This is a genomic window from Roseivirga sp. BDSF3-8 (assembly GCF_041449215.1).
In the GTDB taxonomy this organism is placed as follows: domain Bacteria; phylum Bacteroidota; class Bacteroidia; order Cytophagales; family Cyclobacteriaceae; genus JBGNFV01.
In genome coordinates this window covers 162,206-181,443 of record NZ_JBGNFV010000001.1, presented here as the reverse complement: position 1 = coordinate 181,443, position 19,238 = coordinate 162,206, and the positions used below count along the sequence as shown (strand labels likewise).

The window sequence follows — 19,238 nt, the reverse complement described above, 5'->3', positions numbered from 1 at the left end:
TCTGCTGTCATCTAATAATGACAACTTTTAGGTGAGCTTATGGTTAATGGGGTGACTAGCGTGTCGAACAACAGGTTCATACACAAACAAACTGTTGACCTTAATTAAAATTGATGAAACACATTTTACCTGTCTTTTTATTCATCCTTTGTTCATACCCTGCTTTTTCCCAATATGAGCAGGTAGTATTTAATTACGAAAGCTCCCAGTTTAATAACGGCCAGCCACTTCCGTCAGAAGAACTTTTCGTGCTTACCGGGCAGGTTAGTTCAGATGTAGACATGGTAGAGGCTGTTATAGCCCGCAAAGGCCTGTTAAAGGGGGATGAAAAACCCATTTTTACTGGTCAATGGGTAAGAGATTATGATGACCAATCTAACGACTGGCAGATACCTGTTAACTATAAACTGAAGCAGAACGAGGAGTATGATGTGATGATCAGGTACTTCACCACACTGCAGGGAGACCAGCGCCAGGAGTTGGGCTATACACTCAAAGAACAGTTGCTGAACTACCTGGACCAGGAAATCCTTATCGAAGAGAAAGAAGTAGAGCTGCGTGAGGCTCCGGGCAAAGTTTATAATAATCTCAACCAAATACTTGCTCAGAGTACCGGTAACCTGCGTAACAGGTTGGAAAGCAATGCGCCTGCTTTTTCCGATATAGTCAAAGAGGGTATCCAGAAACTGGATGATCTAGACCTTAAAGATGCCGATGAGTTGCTGGGCGGCGATTCGCTCAATACCGAGGGACAAAAGCGTTATCAGTATGCACGCCAGCAGATAAATACCGTAAAGCGGCAGATCATCAGTGAAACAGACCAGATGTTCTACGGTGATCTCAGTATTCTTACCAGTCGTAAGATCATACGAAACTATCCCACCGAGAAAAAGCGGAGCCATATAAATGTGTTGGTAGGGTATGGTACAGTCTACAATGAGAGAGGAAGCGATGAGGATTTTGGCAGTGGCTGGTACGGCGGCGTATCCATACCCCTTGGTCATCCGGCCCACTCCTCTAAGATATGGAGTAACACCGCACTGAGTGTGGGAGTATTCTTCCAGGATCTTGAATTTGATGACGGTGCCTACACCTATAGCGGTCCTGTGGTAGACCGTCCTTCCTTTGTGGCCCTTGGCTATAAGGTATTTAACTTTCTCAGGATACAGGCCGGTGCCTCATTCCTGCAGTTAGAGTCCGATGACAGCGGATTGCTGGATGTAAGCGATGTGGAAATACGACCTTATGTAGGCCTCAGCGCCGAACTGAAATTGTGGATCGGGACCAATGAGTAAGGAGGCATATATGAAAAGATTATTTCTGCTTTTTACTCTCTGTTTTACTGTGCTTTCCCTCCATGCTCAGGATAAGGGTTTCCTGACCATAGAGGCAGGTACAGGTGTGCTTAACTATAGCGGGGATATCGAGACCCGCTACCTTCAGCCGGATTATGAATTTCCCATATCGGCAGGCCTTTCCCTGGGCCTGGGCAGTGGCTTTGGCGTGAGGCTGCAGGGACTTCATGGCTATATTCTGGCTAATGATCGTGCCCGTAATCTGGATGATGAATTACTGGTGGACTGGGAAAATTTTGACCGTGCCCTCAACGTACGGACCGAAATATGGAACGCTAGTTTTTCATTGCTTTATTACCTCGACAACGGCTATATACTGCCGGAAAACTTTCCTTTGTCTCCCTACCTCTCTGCCGGAGTAGGCTATACCTGGTTCACACCCTATGCAGACCTGCTGCGTGATAAAGAGCCATACTATTACTGGTCAGACAATACCGTACGACTAATACGGGAAGACGCGCCTGATGCGGATATGGCGCAGATCGTAGAGCAGGATGGTGACTATGAGACCAAGCTGCGCCCTTTGCAGACAGAAGGTGTACGCTATGACGACCGCACGCTAAGCATCCCCCTCTCCGTAGGATTAAGCTGGCGCATTAGCGGCAGGCTGAGGCTAAAAGCAGAGGCCACCTGGTTCTTTACCCGCACCGACTACCTTGATGATGTAAGCGGTGACTACGCCACCCCCTATGAGGATCCTTTCGTAATCTATGCCGCAAACCCCGGTCAGGTAAACCGTGAAACAAGGGGTAACCCCAATGGCAGGAATGACCGCTTCTACTATACCAGTGTGTCTCTCGCCTACCGGTTTACATGGGGACTGAAGAAGTTTAAAGCCAATACGATAACCCCTCCTCCATCGGGATACGGTCGTACAAGTGGCCCCTATACTGAAAATCAGCGATTGGTAAGAGGTATGGAGCCTCAGCCGCAAAAATACAGCAGCCGTGAGGCACCCAAAGGCGTGGAGGCAGATATTGAGCCTTTTCTCATACAGCCTATGCCAGCCCCTGCCCGCAGGCCTTATGACAGTGATACTATACAGTCACTGGAATATGAAATAGAAAAACTGGAGCTATATAATACCCTGTACAGGCTAAGGTTAGGGTCACCTGATCCTGCCATTAGCTACGAGGCAGTGGCTGATAGTACCATCAAGGCACGTAGGGCAGATAGCCTCTACAGGGCCGATTTCCCCATTAGGACACTTGGATCTACTGAGCGTACCGTTAAAAAGCGGGCCGATACCAGTAGAAAACCTCTTCGCGATGACTCTGCCAGGGTAAGAATCACCACCCAGGCCCCCAGGGTAACGCAGGAACAGATCAGGACATATGAGGATAGCATCATGCGGGTGGAGCAGGAAATGGCCCGTCTGAAAATGGAAGACAGCCTGCAGAAAGTAACCTATGACATGCAAATGGATAGCCTCAACACCGCTGCCGATAGCCTGCGTGAAGAAAAGGAACAGCGCATAGAACAGCGTGCCCGGGCTGCTGAGCTACAGCAAAGACGGGACTCTCTCCAGGCAAGCTACCAGGAACTGGTAGAGGACTATGATGCCGGTGGGGGTTCCACCGATTCATTGCAAATGCGTATCGATAGCCTTCAGGCCGAACTGGCCCGCAGCCGGGAACAACTGGATGATAGCGAAAGCAATACCAGGGAAAATGAAATGCTGGCCGATAGCCTGCAGGCTGAACTGGAAAAGCGTGATCGCAGGCTGGATGCCTCAGATGAAGACTCTGCACGACTGGCACGCTATCGTGAGGAGATACGCGAGCTGAACCAGCAGCTTTCTCAAAGCGAAGAAGAAGAGGGCGAACTGGAAAGGCAGATTGCCGACCTGGAAGATGAGATAGAGGAGATGCGAAACCGGGCGCCGGACTCACGTAATGAGGAGGAACTGGACGACCTGGAAGAGGAGTTACGGCGTCTGCGCAGAGACATGCGCGATGAGCGACAGGACCTTCAGCGGGATATACGGGATGAACGCCGTGCCCGCAGAACCCGGGTTAACCCTACCGTACAGCCTACCATTACCCTGGAAGGGGGTGAAGGACGCGAAGACAGGCGCACCCGCCGTGAGGTAGAGAAACTGGAAGATAAGATTGACTCCCTGAACCGACAGGTAGCCCTCATCAATGCGGCTCCTGCCGATTCAGCAGCAGCGGAGCCAACAGTGGATAGTACCACGATCAGGCAACTCGGTCAGCTTCAGCAGCAGATCGACAGCCTGCAGGCCAGTATCGCCAGGCAGGCTGAGCAGGCCGCAGCCGCTCAGGAGGCCGGGGAAGAGCCAGAGGAGCCGGCTGAAGAGCCAGCCCCCGCCGCCAAGGAGCTACCTTCCACCGCCGTATTTTTCAATAGCGGCTCTTTTGCCCTGTCCTCCGGAGATAAGCAGCGGATAAAGCAACTGGCAGATTATGGCAAGCGTAACGAGGACATAAACTTCAAACTGCATGGCTATACCGATGCTACCGGCAATGCCCAGCAAAACCTGGTGCTGAGCCAGCGCCGGGCCAATGCCGTGCAGGCCGAGCTGGTGAAAGAAGGTATTACCTTGGACCGTATTAGTGTGGAGTACTTTGGCGTATCACCTAATCTCGACAGCCAGTCAAGTGCCTATGGCCGCCGCGTGGAGATATTAATGCAATATTAATCAGACATATTCTAAGAAAATGAAAGAGGCTGCCTCAAAAGGGCAGCCTCTTTTTTATGAAGGGATCAGAGTTCCGGCGATAGTAATACTATTCCGCTTGTGTAAATCTCCCGCCCTCCCCCTTGTTGATCCGTATATACTAACAGAACCTAAATAATATGAACTATGGGATACATGGGATTCGGCATGCGAAGGATAGATTATACCCGCAAGCCTAAAAAATTATTCGCCGCCTACAAAGAGGTATATGGAGAACATATTGAAGCGGTAAGTAAGTCAGCCGCACCAGCAATGGCCACGGTACCAGGCCGGTCCTGGGAGAGGCATTCCTATAAGCCGTTTGATGAGTACAAAGGCTATGTCATTTTCCGGAGAATACTCTATTTCGGGCCTCTCCTTTTTCTTATCAGTATGATCCTCTTCAATACCCTATCATAAGCTATCACCGATGGTTCAGGGTGATACAGTCAGTTCCTGACAATGATTGCAGGCCGCAAGCAGTATTTTCTGTTTCCGGCCTGTTTTTTTTAATTAATCCGGTATGGAAATCACGTCACGGCCGCATCCTATCCTAAAGAGTAAATATGTGGAGACTACTACTTATTATTCCCATACTGGCCGTAAGCAATGTATATGCATCCGGCCCTTTTTCCATACCAAAAGACTGCCTTCAACACTACATCTTATCAGGTAACCTGGAAACCGGAACTCCGGACTCCTTAGTTCTATACGTCATCAATGGCATACCCTACGAAAGCGAAGCCCCAGCCATAAATGAGGCTGTGGCAGCCAACCGTTTCAATCCTACTCTTGCCATCCAGATACTCAAAGACCTGGAAGGCATTGGCTGCCGCCGGGTGGATGCCGTGGTATTGATTACGTATACTGAGACTAACGAACAAAGTAGATCAGGTAAAAAGGCCATGCTGGATGAAGTACGAAAGCTATACCGGCAGGCGACTGATTCCTACCCCGCTTTATATATAAACGACCACCCCATCGCCATAGGGAAGGTACTGACCGAAATAAACCTGCTCAACCCCCGGAAGGTAACGGCTATCCGCGGTCAGGTGTGCAAAGATAATAGTGGTTCTGTATTCATCACTTACAATGAATAGTACTGAACCGGCCAAATGCCCTTGCCTCATTAAATAAAGATCAGTGAATTCCAGAAAGATTTTACCCCGGGTAGAGCCCCTGTAAAGCAGGCATAGCGTCACTGTATCCGCTATAAGATGTACTTTTTCAAGAGTAATTGCTGATAATTACCTCTAACATATCCGGTTTTCAAGCCATAAAGTCCCCGGCTGGCACACAGCCGCAATCCATTTCAATTTAATAAAAACTAGACTATGGCTAACAGTAATCAAAAGCCGGTAAAACTATCAAACCCACCTAAAAACCCGAATAACGTTCAGGGTACCAAATATTACGTGTTTAATGAAACGGGTAACATCATGATGTCCTCCACGGATCAGAACTCCGCCGTGATCTCCGATTCCGTAAGGGACGTCTTTGCAGAGGTCAGCGTAGTGTTTGCCGCTATGACCAAAGCGATGACCACCTCCATTGACCCAGCCACTAAGAAGCCGTATCAGCTTTATGACTACGAGCCGCTGAGGCAGATCATTGACGGTTCGGGTATGTTTGTGCAGGTAACAGAGGAAAGTGTACAATATAGCTCTGAGAGCGTGGGCGTTCAGTTCAGCAAAGAACTGATCGAGGCCCTGCTGGGGCTAGCCACCGGCACAGGCGAGCTGGCCTTTGCTTCTGCCATGGTACAGTCTATGGGTAATGCCGGACTGAATATCAGCCAAAACAGCAGCAAGACAAACGCTGAGATTGGCAATATCATTTTCGTATGCGAATACCTGCTCGGTATGCCTGTTATCAGTGCTTTAGTGGTACACCTGGATACCAAAAAGAATCAGCAGACACTAAGTGTGGGGCCCTGCGTAAAAGAGTCCTCTACAAGTACCACCCTCACCATGCAAAAGGACACCTACCTTTTCGTGACGCCTAAGTTCATAAAAGAGTACGCCAGTGACCTCATGTCAGTGGAGACCAGTGCAGAGTACAGCCAGTTCATAGATTACCTCAAAGGCATTATTTCCGGTAAGTCCATCATCACCGCCGTAACCCTGTCAGATGGTGCCACCAATGCCCCGCAGGCGCTCGTATCAGGCACCACATACATTATGGTGGGTGAAAACTTTGGTGGCGACACCGGCACTCTGGAGCTGGGAGGCACCAGCCTCAGCGTTAACAGCTGGTCAGATAATGCCATCGAGTTTGTGCCAAGAACAGCTGTGACCACTTCCGCGGTCATACAGCTCACCAAGGCCAATGGCAAAGACGTATCAGCCACTACCAGCAGTGCCTATACTGTCAATGCACAACCCTCATAACACCTGAGACCAATAAAAAACGCTCCCGGCCGTGGGGCGTTTTTTTAATTTTAATTGATGAGAGCCATGCTGCTACATTAGCAAAAGGCGGGATTTACACGCCATATAGCTGTCCGCCTTCCGGTTAAGTCACGCATTATGAAAGGGAAACTGGCTTTTTTGGTGGTAAGTAACTGTTTTGCAGTATCATAGTTATATACACGGGCCTTGTTATGGGCCTTAAGAATAGTGTATATTCTGATTTTTTAAACAAACATTTTTTTATGAAAACTAATAAACTGACGCTTACCGACCTAAAAGTAGAAAGCTTCACCACCGATAGCAAGAAACGCCTTACCGGTGGTACCAAACTGATAAAAACAGTATATGAAGTAACCCCATACTGTTCTGTAGACTGCCCTACCGATGGCACCGAGTGCATCGTGTAACGGGAAGAAGCAACCCTTATGAAGAGGCCCTCTGCCGAAGTTTCGGGAGAGGGTTTTTTACGTTTAAGGCAACCCAGCCTTAAGGGGCCACAGCCATCATCTGGGTTATTTTCCGTTCATTCATAGCGTTATGTAAGTTGCCGCCCTCTATTAGCAGAATGTGCACCTACAGATGGCTTATATTTGAGATAATATTAACCCCTGAATGAATCCGTCCATGAAACGATTAATTCTCCTGACGGCATCGCTGTTCATTACCATCCTGACCATGGGACAGGATGGTGCGGTCGATCTTGATAAGATATCCCTGCAGGCAGAGGCAAATGCGATAGCTCTGCGAAAGCAACTGGAAGCCGCCCCCGAATATGAGTCAAGCGAGGCCTACCGCCTCAGTGTAGAGTACAGGGTAGACACCTTCAGGGTCGTGGAAGAAGCCAGGCTTTTCAATGAGATAAACTACTCCACCAGTGGCTACCACAAGTCATACCAGATGGCTACGGAAGACTTCGATGCCCTGCTGAATAAATACTACCGCAGGCTCATGCAGAAGATGCACACCGATGAAGAGAAGCAGGCCCTAAAGGAAATGCAACGGGCCTGGATTGCACTGCGGGATAAAGAAAAGGCCTTCAATGCCGTGCTATGGAATCCGGAGCGCTTTGGCGGCGGCACCATGTGGGGGCTGGTCGCAGCATCTGAAAATATGCAGATCACACGCCGCCGGGTAGATACCCTCTACGCCTATCTCCACACCTACCTCAGTAGCACCGAGGGGTAAAAGCTAGCTATTAAATAAATTATGAACGGGCAGAAACAGCCCCTTTAAGTTATCATGGCCGCTTTATGCATAGCAGCCAGTCCTGGCACCCTTCGGGAAGTAAAGATACTCCGCAAGTGTACGGCTAAGGTATTACTACTGGCCGCCCCGGTGTGCATCCTTATCTTTCTGTATCTATGCATACACCAGCAGTGGAGCACGCTACTCATCGCCACAGCCACCATGCTTATGGCCCTGGCGTTTACCTCTACAGGTTTGGGAATCTACGTCACCACCAAAGTGGTGCAAAGCACCTATACCATCAATGAGGCAGGCATTACGCGCCATGCTTTCTCCGACCTGTACCTGTCATGGCCTGGTATTAAGATCAAAAGCCTTAAGAACGGCGACCTTTCCCTTTCCAAGCCAAAAATATACCCCCTTCACAAACCCATGTATAGAAAGAACGAGATCATTATCTACCAGGAGCTCAGAGATTTTGATCAGGCCCTTGCCCTTATCAGGCAATTTAGCGGAGGGGGTAGATGAAAAAGGTACTCTTTAGCAGGATTGTAGGCTTGTTTCAGGACAGTTATCAAAGTCATAAGTCTGCCAGCAGCCGTCTTCAGACATGGGGTCACACATCGCACAGCCGGAATCCTTACAATATGAAGCATCACTTTGGTAGGTAGCACCGCCTTTTATCTCTTTAGGAGCAGTGGTAAAACTGCTTACCTGCAGTGCTGAAAGGCTTAATTTTGTCTTTTTCATAAATCGAATAGTTAATTATGGTTAATAGATTTGTAAAAAATACTAATAAAATTCGACTTTTTATGGCTGTAAGGCCTGATTTTTTATGATAATACTAACTATAGTAGATAATCTTATAGAAAGACTTACGTCTAAAGCAGTTTTTTTCATTTGCCAGCGACTAATTATCTGAAGATAGCCTTCACATAAAATCTCACCATTTTCATTTCTCCATCGCTTTTAAATACAATTCTGACCTGTTTGTTTTTAGGATCTAATACAAAATAATAGTCATTACCAGTATCGCTGGTAGCGTTAAACGTCCATACATCATATTGTACATCCCGCTTACTGCTGCTTATGTAGTAAGTTGTTTCCCGATCTTCGATCACGTGAGTGAGCATGGTTTCATTGTCATTTAACTTAAAGAGTGATGCTTCTTCATACCCATCACAATCTTCAAATTTTTTCGTGTAGTTGTTCCAGTTGCAATACTCCCGGTAATAACAGCTCATTGAGGTTTGAGCTATTGAGGGTGCTGTGCATATTATGAAGGTTGAGGCAAATATTATTAAAGCTTTCATGTTAAGAGATTTATATGGTTTTGCGATAAGTTTTATGTCAAAACAGAGCGTAGATAAATAATACCACAAAAGGCAAAGACAGGATTACGGGTACCAGTTTTTCCACCCGGCTAAGTTGCAGGTATTTTTTCCGGTCTTTACCTTCTCCAAGTAGTTGCCATTCTTTTGCGAATAAAGGGTAGGGGAGGTGCTTCTCCATATCGTGGATTACCTGAAACTTCTGGCTGTTAAGCTGCCGGTAGCTACTGATATTGAGTTGCCACACCAGGCATAAGATGATACCCAGCAGGCCCACGCTGAACACAATATAGGGCTGATACCGGCTCAGGGTGGCCTGCTGGTCTTTGTGTAATACGAAGGACAGGACCACCAGCAGACCGGAAAGTAGGGTTATAAAATACTGGTTTGTTTTTATCCTTCTGTCGCTCACCCGGTCCGCCAGCTCCACATACAGTTTGTACTGCTCCAGTAGTTGGTCAGATGCCATTACAGTCTGTCTCTTTTTACCATTTCCCAGTACATACGGCCCTGGGGGGTGAGTTCACAGCCTTTGCTGTTCATGGCGGCAAAGTACATATGCTCTTCTCCTACAGGGCGTACCAGGCCAGCCTGTACATACTTCTGAAGTTTAGCAAATATTCCTTCATTTTCCGGATTCTTAGGATCCGCAGTAGGCTCATAACTAGGGTCTAAAGGAAAATAGTGGTCCTTCACAGGAAAGAACGAGGTGATCTTTCTCATAAGCGCGAAAGATACCATAGGCTTGCACTTCCGGATGGAAATCATTTTGTTTACATGCGACTTAAAAACCGGGCGCTGTTCCCAAGGTCCCAGCATGCTGTCCACATAGCTATATAAGCTTGCCGCCGTCACCCTACCCAGCACATCGGCAGCCCCGCCGGTAAGGCCATTAAGTATAGAACTGGTGAACAGGCCATGGCCATTTACCTCCATAGAAAGCTCATCTCCCTGGCTGGAGGTCAGAATTGAAATATTCTTTCTAAGGTAAGCCGAGTAGCCATTGCTCATAGGCGGGTTGCCCATATGGCCGGAGTGGCAGCAGTCCAGTATAATGAATATCTGCTTGATGCGATCGGCCCTGTTAGCAATGGTAAGTACATCATCCAGGTGAACGCCGTCTGCGTGCTGCTGTGCCTCCTGGGTTACCAGTAGTCCCCCCAGCTTATCATCATAGCCATGCCCTGAGAAGTACAGCAGTGCCAGGTCTGCTTCGGCAGAGAAGAGCTTATCTATTTTAGAAAGAAGGGCATGCCTGCTTATCTTATCCTTATCGGATGTCATAAGCATACAGCTGAAGTTCAGGCTCTCATCATCATTTCTGCATAAGGCTTCACTCATGCTTCTGGCATCATTGATGCATCCGTTTAGCGGAGATGTTTTGTAGTGGTCTATGCCTACTAATAGTGCACGATTCATATTATATGTATTAAGGTTGATTCTATGGTCTTATGTTATTTATTAATCGCTATAGCCATTTTTGATGGCGTAGCGAACCAGTCCCTTTGAGTTAGGCACACCTATTTTATCTATCAGGTTACGGCGATGGGTCTCTACCGTGCTTGGGGCTATAAACAGCACTTCTGCTATCTGGGGAGAGGTAAGCCCCCTGGATATATGCTTCAGTACCTCTTTTTCACGGCGGGTCAGCTGGATCATGTTGTTCTTTTTTTTCGCAGCCTCCCCATTTTTAATGTCGGCTATAAGGGTTTGCGTGACAGACTCACTGAAAAACTGCCCCCCGGCTGCCACTTTATGTATCGCATCCACCAGCTCTTCCTTCCCTCTGTTTTTGAGTATATATCCGGAAGCACCTGTTTTTATTAGTTCTGTAATGTAACCGCCCTCATTATGCATGGTCAGAATGAGTACTGCGGTCTCCGGGTATTTTTCTTTTATAGCCTTTGTGGTTTCCACACCATCCAGTCCGGGCATGCTGATATCGATGACGGCTACATCTACTTTTTCATATTCCATCACCTTCAGTGCCAGGCTACCATCTGCCACCACATCTACTATATGTATATCTTCTTCATTCTGCAGAAGCAAGGTAAGGCCATCAAGCACTATCTGGTGGTCATCTGCTATGAGTACATTTATCTTTTTCATTATCTATTGGTCTAAGGGTATGTCAATGGTAGTAGTGGTGCCTGATCCTTTTCCGCTGTCTATTTCAAGGGTGCCGTTCAGGCTTTCGACTCGCGTTTGTATGTTTTTAAGCCCCATTCCCTCTGGTTTCATTTTTCCGGGGTTAAAGCCTGTCCCGTCATCTTCTACCAGTATATTGAGGTTTTGGTCTTTGCGTATAAGCTGGATGGTCATCTCCTTTGCATGCGCATGCTTAAGTGTATTGCTCAGCAGCTCCTGTATGATCCGGTAGATGTTAATTTCCTTCCGGTAGTCCAGCCTTTCGTCTTCCATTCCAAAGGTGAGCAGGTTGATCTTTAACTGGCCCGTTTCATTTACTGAACCCTTCAGATTGTTTAGTGCTGTGGTAAGGCCAAACTTTTGCAATACGCCCGAGGCCATGTCATGGGAGATTTTCCGTACCTCTTCGCAGGCTTCATCCAGTAGTGAATTGGCCTTTTGATACTGTCTTTTGTTCTCTTCCTTGATGGTTTCCAGGTTATCTTCCACGGTTTTAAAGTGGATCTTCACCATGGCCAGCATACTGCCGAGGCGGTCGTGCAGGTCCTGTGCGATACGCTTACGTTCTGTCTCCTGGCCGCGTAGTATGGCAGACATTTCTTTGTTCTCTACTGTTTTTAGTAGCTGGTCTACCTTCTGCTTATTTATTTCGGCATCCTTAGCGGCTATCTGCGCTCTTTTACGTTGCTGATAGTATTTTAGTACGGCAAAAAAAATCACCGCCAGCAGGAGCAGGCTGATGATGAGTATTGTTACTGTCATGCTCTTATTTAGGTTCTCGTTCTCACTTCGCAGTAAGTCAGCCTGCATAGAAGCGGATCTTAGTTTTTCTCTTTCGTAGTTATCCCTGAGGCGTACGGCCTCGCGGGCTATGTGGTCCAGGCTATCGCGTACGGCTATGTGTCTATTGTGGTATAGGTTGGCACTGTCATACTGGCCAAACTCAAAATACACTTCATACAGATTATAGTAGGTGTCCATTAGCAGAATAGTGCTAGGCGTTAGTTTCTCAGCCCTTCTATAATAGACTTTGGCCGAGTCGTACTGCTCCTGGTCTTTAAAGTTGTTGCCCAGGTTATAGTAAGTTCTTGCCAGTTCGTCGGCATTTCCCGTTTCTGTATTTATGGCTATACTTTTACGGTAGTAGTAGTCAGCGGAGTCAAACTGAAGTTGCCTGTTATACACTGCTGCCAGGTTATTATAGTTTTCTGCAAAAGTGTGAGGCGGGTTGTGCTTTTGTTTTATTGATAAAGAGAGTAGAAAGTAATAAGTGGCTGAGTCCTGTTTGTTGAGGTCGTAGTAAATATTACCAATATTTACATATATCCCGCCTATTTTTGAGCTGTCACCCTTATTCAACCAGGCCTGAAGTGCGCTGTAGTAATTTGATAATGCCACATCGTAGCTACCCATCCTTCTATATATCTGACCAAAAGACTCCATAGTGCCCAGCATGCTTTCACTTATACCATGCAGTGAGTCGATGCCCAGTTTTTGATTAAGTGTTTCCAGGGCTTTTTGCAAGTCACCGCTTTGTTTGTATACATTAAATAAGTCCTGGTAGCTCCCACTTACATATTGATACTTATGTAATGATTTAAATACTCTAATGCTTTCTTCACATGCAGAAATAGCCTCGGCTGTCATGCCCAGGTTATTGTATACTTTACACAAAAATGCAGAAGCCCGGGCGATACCGTACTCATGGTCCAGGTCAGTCTCTAACTGCAGGGCCCGCTCCAGGTAGTCGGCTGCTACCACATTATCTCCGGTATATTCTTTGATTGTTCCCATTCTTACCAGGGCTGTGGCTGCTGTACTATCATTATTTATATCTTCTGATAAGGTTAGTGCTTCCTCTGCATAACTAAAGGCTTCATCCGGCAAACTGTCAGACAGTTCATAGGCCAGGTCGTTCAATACATTTATCCGCTCTGTAGTGGATAGGTTTTTGGAAAGTTCAGCTTGTAGACTATCAACCGTAGCGCTACTTGCCACTACTGGAGAGTATAGCCCGGAATGAAAGCATAGGATGAACCAAATCTTTATGAGCATTCGTATTGAAGTAGGCATTACAGGCAATAGGTTGATTGTTTTTCCAATTTAACCTATTGCCTGAGAAAACTAAACTAATTCATGAGTAAGTCATTGATGGTGAATTACCTTGCCTCAGTTGCCATATGGAGGTGAACCTTCCGGCTTAAAAGGTTTCGGCTCCTCTTCCTTGGAGGTTTCTACAGGAGGTTCTTCCGGATGGTTTTCACCGGTATCGCCACTCCTGGCTTGTGGGCCTTCTGAGTCCCAGGGTCTAGGGTTGGTTGTTTTCGGAGGCTTCACAGTCGATTCCTGGACTACGGTACCCCCGCTTTCATTATTATCATCAGCGCTTAAGTAAAACTCTTCAGATTCGAGGAAGTTGTGTTGGTTTGTTTGTTTCATGATGTTAATATTTGTTGTTTAGTTGATTGACATATAATGATATAGTTTCAATTATTCCGATTAAATAGGTTGTAATTAACCCTATAAAAGCGGCTAAATCCCCAATAAAACTTATGAGTGGGATGTCGAATGGGATGAGGAATATGCCCAATATGGCTGCTATAAATAGCCTAAAATATATTCTTTTTTTATTTGGCGTTTTATTCTTATAATCAAGGTAGTATATTCCTCTTCCAATCAGTTGATATAACAATGCTATAAATAAGTACTTTTTAACCTTTTTTGGATGAGGAACAGGAGCAGGTGCAGGATTGCTAACAGAAGTTTCTATGTGTATCCTACCAGTATGCGTAGGTATTGGCTTCATTCCTTTAATGCTATTCTGTTCAACTTCCGCGTACAGAGTCTTTCCCCATTCTTCTGTATCAGGTCTGCTTGTAGGATTTACATGGCCGTATTCGAAAGCTCTGATAAACAAGTGCTTTAAGCTTGGGGGTAAATACTCATAATTGTTATGGGGTGGCGGCAAAGTGTTTATAAAACTCTTTTGCCTTCCGTGAACGAATAGGCCCTCGCTAATTTTAGACTGGATCGTGTTAGAGTTTTCATATTTACCTGTAAATGAAGCTGTGTATGGGTGAATTCCCAGAAAGACCTGATAATACATTACAGCCATAGAAAAGAAATCCCAGTATGAAGGTATGCTTTCATTCTGCAAGTCAATTTTTGTGCTTTCGGGTGGCATGTAATCCGGAGTGGCTACTCGGGCAGGAAATAATAAATTGTTATTACTGGATATTTGAATAGAGTCACAATCGATTATTGATACCTTTCCGTTTAATGTGATCATTACATTTTGTGGCTTTAGATCAGCAATCACATAGCTATTCATTCTTTGGATGATGTAAAGTGCTGCTGATATATTGACACATAGCTTGACCCTATTTGTCATGCCAGAATTGCTGTATCTGTCAAATTTATTTTTCCAATTATCTGGTAATTTGTTGTTATTTCCCTGACATAAATTATAAAGTGTCTGGGAACCTGTGAAGGCTAACGGCATGGTGTAGCCTACAAATTTATTATTGTCATATAATATGTCTTTTGGCCAACATACTTTATAATTATTTGCAATAGCATTGGTGGGCACATTGTAAGCCATATACTTTATCTTTCTTTCAATAGCCTCCAGGTTCTTATTGGAATGAAAGATTTTTGCACAGACATTTGGTGGACCCGATGTAGTGATTCTATGTACAGACCCTTCTCCTCCTTTATCGAATGATTGTGCTTCTATTGTTACTTCTGTCCCCCTGTTCGTTGTTAAAATCCTTCTCATTTTTTTCCTTTATCAGCGTTCCTATTATTAAGGTTTTATCATCAGGCTCATTTTTAAAAAGCTCATGATGCTGTAAAAAGTCTGACCATCTTTCATTCAGGTCGTTATCGGTAAGGTTTTGTGCCTTTCTTTTTTCCTTTGTACTCTTAACTATACCATCGAAGAATTTAGGATATGGCAAATTTTGAGGGATAAACTTTTCCTTTTCCTCATCCATATAACCTGTTTGAAAAGATTGCCTTTCGCACCCATCAGACATGAGGGTAAAGGCTTCTACCGGCTCTTCTATTATACTGGATTCCGGGACAGAAACATTATTTAGATTTAAGTCATCATCTATCCATAGTTCGGAAGAAATAAAAATGGTCTGATTTGCTTCCTCCCCTTTATGAGGTTCTATGAGAGGTCTCCAGTTACCGTCTTTGTCTTTATACCCTGCTCTTCCATCTCCAATGTGTGTGGTAAGGAGGCCGTGGGGAGAATAAACAACTACTATTATCGTACAGGCTAATTCATTTAACTTAAATTGAAGGCTTTTTGCATAGTCATTTAGCTCGCTTCGAACCTCCAATAGTAAGTCAAAAGAGATTCTGCGCCATTCTTTCTTACAAGGAAGTTTTTTATTCTCAATCCATCTTTTCTCTATAATAGTTTTTTTAAATAATTCAATGGCCTTCTTTGAGGCAAAACTTGATCCCCTGTGAGAATTATTAGCTGACCCTGCTCCGTCACATACTACAGCTATACCCCAGTTATTATTTAATTGGAAAACTGAGTGGCTATCCTGACATGGAACTGGTGGATCACTATTTAAATGGCTAACCCCTGGCACTGACGATCTAAGTATTAACCATTCTGTCTTTTGCTTATTATCCAGACTTATTTCTCTCTCATCTCCGGAAGATTTCTTTTTACTGACTTTTTCATCTTCTTCTGTATAAGTTTTCTTCTTTGTAGAAGCTTTATCTGTGTAGTTTTTATTCTTGATTGTTACTGATTTATTCCTAGTATCTGATTGATTTTTTCTTCGGCCATAGACATTTCGTTCAGGAAAAAATTTTGGACTTTTAAATATCAATAATCCCAAAATAACACCGGTTAATATATATAATACATTGCTAAATATGGAATTAGCATTGTTAATAATACCGGTGATTCTCCTGAAATCATTTTCTTTAAGCACGTATTCAGAAGGTTGATTCCTTGATTGCTGTCCAGGAACGCTTCTTGGCTGGCTGGTAGTATTTATTTCATTATGTGGAAGTACATAATAGGCTATGGATGCTGAAAAAATCAGCAGTACTATTAATACCCCTATTAGTTTAATATATCTTTTCATATCTCTAAAGTGTCTAGCCAGTCACCGGTCGAGGGAATAGTTACTTTATCACCTTCCTGTGACCCAGCTACTATTGACATACTTGCACTTACCCATTTAAAGAAATCGCTAAATTTAAGCCCCTGAAGCTTCATTGCTGATGTCTTTTTCCACCCGCCTGATCCGTCAGAGGTATATCCGGCCAGGGTGTTGAGAACATTCATGTCCGCACCTTCAACACCGATCGGCAGGAATAAAAAATTCTTACTTTTTGTACTTATCTCTATTCTACTTGCCAAGCCATTGATATCCTGTCCAGAATCTGGCGCACCATCTGTTATTAGTATAATCCAAGGCCTCAAATAGGGCTGACCAGTATCTTTATACCATTTTTTGCGTGATTCAACCAAGTCAATAGCTGCATTTACTCCGTCTACTAACTTTGTAGAACCCTTAACATTTAGGGTTGGCATGGAAAAGCTATCTACTAATGAAGGAGGGACTACTGTTTCAACACTACTGCTAAATTCCACTATTGCAATTTCTAATCTATTAGAAGTTGTTGAATCATTTAAGATTTCCTGGTGAAATTCCTGAAGTCCTATATTTAGCTGGTTTATAGGAGTACCACCCATTGAACCTGAAACATCAACTACGAAACAGCATATACTTTTTTGCTCATAATTTTCAGGTGATTCTGCTGAAAAAAAATCTGTTTGTGCCATAAGATTTAATTTTGAATATTAAGGATGTATTGATTTTTTACTGTCTATCATAGCCTCTACAGCAGCAATTGCTTTGTCGGCTTTACTACGTGGTAAGGTTCCTGTTACTCCGTAATCTATGAGATTGATATCAGGTAACTGTATCTTGACACTATTTCCACCTCTGGTTAATAGTAAGAAGTACTCTGATGAATTAAGTTGAATTTTCTTATTTGATATATGTTTTTTAAGTGTAGGCATATATCTAAAAACTTTTGACTTAATATTATCTTCATCTATTGTTATTGACTCAGATGCTGTTTCCACAGCAACAATCTCATCGTAAAAATATTTTTTTGTACTCGTATTTAATGGGTTCTTAGTTGTAAGATCAAGTGCACATTGATAAATGCATAATTTATGTTCCGTGAAGTATAATAGGGCTACGTGAACTGGTGTATATCTTATCTTCTTATCTCTCCCTTTTTTTATGCCAAAATCAGCTTTACCAATATTCCAGTATGTCGGACTTAATATCAACTCCGGGGTACTTACAAGTTCACTTTCTGATACCCTCAGTTTTTGTAGAGCAATTTGATGTAAGCGTCTCAGATCCTCTCTTAATATTTCATCAAATTTTTCGTCTGAAATTTTATATGAGTATAAAAGAGCCAAGCCAATAAGCAATAATAGGAAGCAGATGAATCCAATAGATGGATCTATAAAAACTAATAAAACACAGACTGCAAGATAAATTAGTATCCATTTTTTAGGTGGCTTGGCAAAGTAACCTTTTATCTTATTGCCGCTATTTGACTTCATACAATTGTGATTAATGGACTTATAAGCCCGTGTTTACTATAAAAATTTTGATTTATTAGTGAGGCCCAGTTATAATATTCGATATTGTTTGGCTGCATAGCTATAGCCCTTATTAGAATTCCTACCGGATCCTTTATTTGACTATATTTGATCCTATCAATGCCCACAGCCTGAATTTTTGCCCTTGAATAGAAATACATAGCCTGGTGAAAGGAAGGATTGAGACTAAATGCTTTGTGAAAATTCTTGGCAGCTTTTATCTGATCATCAGGCGATAAGTTCAAATAATAGTAATGTAAACCTAAGCTATAATAAAAATCCGCACTGTTCGAATTAATTGATGAGTATCGGCTGATGGCATTTAAAAGTGATTGTTTATCTTTTAAAGCAATTCTTTTAGCATCGCTTTCAAGGAATGTTGTAGACTTTTTATTCAGCCTCTGCCTGGCAATCTGCGCTATGGCTTTTGGATCCTTATTCCAATCAAAGTACGTTACCCCATTAAAGACCTCCGGAAGTTTTATGTTATTGGTTCGGACTGGGAACATATAGTCCGGCTCTGCTTTACTTCGATCCAAAACAGCCTTAAGCTCTACCAGCGTGTATTCTTTTTTGAAGTAGTCCTCAGAGAATATACAAATTGCCAAATGGCCTGAGTTTCTATACACATTGTATAAATTTTGCTTTAGATTTATCCCCAGGTTTACCTCCGGGTCATAACAGTAGTAATAGGCAGAAATATTTATTGCATCCAGTGCCAGCTTTATTCCCACGGCTATATCTCTCTGGTCTTCAGAAAATGAAATGACAATATCGTATTCGGTAGATTGCATCCGGTCTATTAATTGACTGATGTAAACCTACAAAGCCCACAGGCTCCATACTTACCAGCAAACAGGCAATTGTGTATATCCTCTTTATCAGGTAGAAATTCCCTGAATTAGGGGAGGAGTCCTTACTGATCGCATTAAGGACCTATTCGCTTTGCCCCGGGACTGCTGACTTTTGCATGTTTGCCACGATGAGCCAGGCTGAAATGATGGTGCAGTTTGCTTAAGGGAAAAGTACAACTATCGATATGCACCTGCCAGGTAGGCGGAAGGTATAAGAGAGGCGAAAGATACCCCTACTCAGGATGGTTTAAAGACGGTTAAGAAACGGTTCAGCTACGGGCCAGTGAGAGGAGGAAAATTACAATGTGACGCGCAACGTTGGGGCAGGATGGTAATAGTAAAAGTACAATTTTATGAGGAGGTAGGAAAGGACTGAACTCAAATATGAGCTTTTTTTGAATAGTTAGGTAGGGATCTGATCCGGGTAATACCAGGTGTTTTTTTGGTGGTCGTGGTAGAGCGCTACCTGTAAGATGAATATCTCTTCAGCTTGGTCTCTCGCCCCCTTCAGTCCCTATTTTATCGTATATTGTCGCTTAAAAGTAATGCTGTGACGGGCTGTGGTGGCTATTGGTTTGAAAGTCAAGGGCTTACTGTGCGTACAGTGAAAACA

General features: G+C 44.1%; 20 protein-coding genes. 8 read left to right on the top strand and 12 right to left on the bottom strand.

The genetic code is table 11. The features are described from left to right. Positions 1-113: 113 nt before the first annotated feature. The 8 genes from AB9P05_RS00485 to AB9P05_RS00450 all read left to right on the top strand — a co-directional run bounded on the left by AB9P05_RS00485 (position 114) and on the right by AB9P05_RS00450 (position 8,159). Positions 114-1,295, top strand: coding sequence for a hypothetical protein (locus tag AB9P05_RS00485; protein WP_371906854.1), 1,182 nt, complete (start codon positions 114-116; stop codon positions 1,293-1,295). 10 nt (positions 1,296-1,305) lie between these two features. Beyond that, positions 1,306-4,017: an OmpA family protein gene (locus AB9P05_RS00480; RefSeq protein ID WP_371906853.1), complete on the top strand. Its 2,712-nt coding sequence runs from the start codon at positions 1,306-1,308 to the stop codon at positions 4,015-4,017. A gap of 165 nt (positions 4,018-4,182) precedes the next feature. Beyond that, complete coding sequence (locus AB9P05_RS00475) at positions 4,183-4,455, top strand: hypothetical protein (protein ID WP_371906852.1); 273 nt, start codon at positions 4,183-4,185, stop codon at positions 4,453-4,455. Between the two features lie 146 nt (positions 4,456-4,601). Further along, entirely contained in the window at positions 4,602-5,135 is a 534-nt protein-coding gene (locus tag AB9P05_RS00470) for a hypothetical protein (protein ID WP_371906851.1), read from the top strand. Positions 5,136-5,369: 234 nt separating this feature from the next. Next, positions 5,370-6,425, top strand: a complete 1,056-nt coding sequence (locus AB9P05_RS00465) for a hypothetical protein (RefSeq protein WP_371906850.1) — start codon at positions 5,370-5,372, stop codon at positions 6,423-6,425. Positions 6,426-6,688: 263 nt separating this feature from the next. Continuing rightward, a complete protein-coding gene (locus AB9P05_RS00460) occupies positions 6,689-6,853 on the top strand; it encodes a pinensin family lanthipeptide (protein WP_371906849.1) in 165 nt (54 codons plus the stop codon). Positions 6,854-7,070: 217 nt separating this feature from the next. After that, positions 7,071-7,631 (top strand): lysozyme inhibitor LprI family protein, encoded by a 561-nt coding sequence (locus AB9P05_RS00455; RefSeq protein WP_371906848.1) that lies wholly within the window; start codon positions 7,071-7,073, stop codon positions 7,629-7,631. 54 nt (positions 7,632-7,685) lie between these two features. Continuing rightward, entirely contained in the window at positions 7,686-8,159 is a 474-nt protein-coding gene (locus AB9P05_RS00450; protein WP_371906847.1) for a hypothetical protein, read from the top strand. A gap of 12 nt (positions 8,160-8,171) precedes the next feature. Here the strand turns inward: AB9P05_RS00450 and AB9P05_RS00445 are convergent, their stop codons facing one another. The 12 genes from AB9P05_RS00445 to AB9P05_RS00390 all read right to left on the bottom strand — a co-directional run bounded on the left by AB9P05_RS00445 (position 8,172) and on the right by AB9P05_RS00390 (position 18,565). Further along, positions 8,172-8,381 carry a hypothetical protein gene (locus AB9P05_RS00445; RefSeq protein ID WP_371906846.1) on the bottom strand — a complete coding sequence of 70 codons (210 nt, stop codon included), beginning with the start codon at positions 8,379-8,381 and terminating at the stop codon, positions 8,172-8,174. A gap of 164 nt (positions 8,382-8,545) precedes the next feature. Next, positions 8,546-8,875, bottom strand: coding sequence for a hypothetical protein (locus AB9P05_RS00440; RefSeq protein WP_371906845.1), 330 nt, complete (start codon positions 8,873-8,875; stop codon positions 8,546-8,548). Positions 8,876-8,981: 106 nt separating this feature from the next. Beyond that, entirely contained in the window at positions 8,982-9,431 is a 450-nt protein-coding gene (locus AB9P05_RS00435; protein WP_371906844.1) for a hypothetical protein, read from the bottom strand. Further along, positions 9,431-10,381: a caspase domain-containing protein gene (locus tag AB9P05_RS00430; protein ID WP_371906843.1), complete on the bottom strand. Its 951-nt coding sequence runs from the start codon at positions 10,379-10,381 to the stop codon at positions 9,431-9,433. Before AB9P05_RS00430 ends, AB9P05_RS00435 begins: the two co-directional genes overlap by 1 nt. Positions 10,382-10,423: 42 nt before the next feature. After that, on the bottom strand, positions 10,424-11,071 hold the full coding sequence (locus tag AB9P05_RS00425) for a response regulator (protein ID WP_371906842.1): 648 nt from the start codon (positions 11,069-11,071) through the stop codon (positions 10,424-10,426). Between the two features lie 3 nt (positions 11,072-11,074). After that, positions 11,075-13,183, bottom strand: coding sequence for a tetratricopeptide repeat protein (locus tag AB9P05_RS00420; RefSeq protein WP_371906841.1), 2,109 nt, complete (start codon positions 13,181-13,183; stop codon positions 11,075-11,077). Positions 13,184-13,279: 96 nt separating this feature from the next. Then, positions 13,280-13,549 (bottom strand): hypothetical protein, encoded by a 270-nt coding sequence (locus AB9P05_RS00415; RefSeq protein WP_371906840.1) that lies wholly within the window; start codon positions 13,547-13,549, stop codon positions 13,280-13,282. Positions 13,550-13,553: 4 nt separating this feature from the next. Next, entirely contained in the window at positions 13,554-14,888 is a 1,335-nt protein-coding gene (locus tag AB9P05_RS00410; protein WP_371906839.1) for a hypothetical protein, read from the bottom strand. After that, positions 14,824-16,227 carry a PP2C family serine/threonine-protein phosphatase gene (locus AB9P05_RS00405; protein ID WP_371906838.1) on the bottom strand — a complete coding sequence of 468 codons (1,404 nt, stop codon included), beginning with the start codon at positions 16,225-16,227 and terminating at the stop codon, positions 14,824-14,826. Before AB9P05_RS00405 ends, AB9P05_RS00410 begins: the two co-directional genes overlap by 65 nt. After that, positions 16,224-16,931 (bottom strand): VWA domain-containing protein, encoded by a 708-nt coding sequence (locus tag AB9P05_RS00400; RefSeq protein ID WP_371906837.1) that lies wholly within the window; start codon positions 16,929-16,931, stop codon positions 16,224-16,226. The genes AB9P05_RS00405 and AB9P05_RS00400 overlap by 4 nt, the downstream gene beginning before the upstream one ends. Positions 16,932-16,949: 18 nt before the next feature. After that, positions 16,950-17,732: a hypothetical protein gene (locus tag AB9P05_RS00395; RefSeq protein ID WP_371906836.1), complete on the bottom strand. Its 783-nt coding sequence runs from the start codon at positions 17,730-17,732 to the stop codon at positions 16,950-16,952. Continuing rightward, positions 17,729-18,565 carry a TIR domain-containing protein gene (locus AB9P05_RS00390; RefSeq protein ID WP_371906835.1) on the bottom strand — a complete coding sequence of 279 codons (837 nt, stop codon included), beginning with the start codon at positions 18,563-18,565 and terminating at the stop codon, positions 17,729-17,731. Before AB9P05_RS00390 ends, AB9P05_RS00395 begins: the two co-directional genes overlap by 4 nt. Positions 18,566-19,238: the final 673 nt, after the last annotated feature.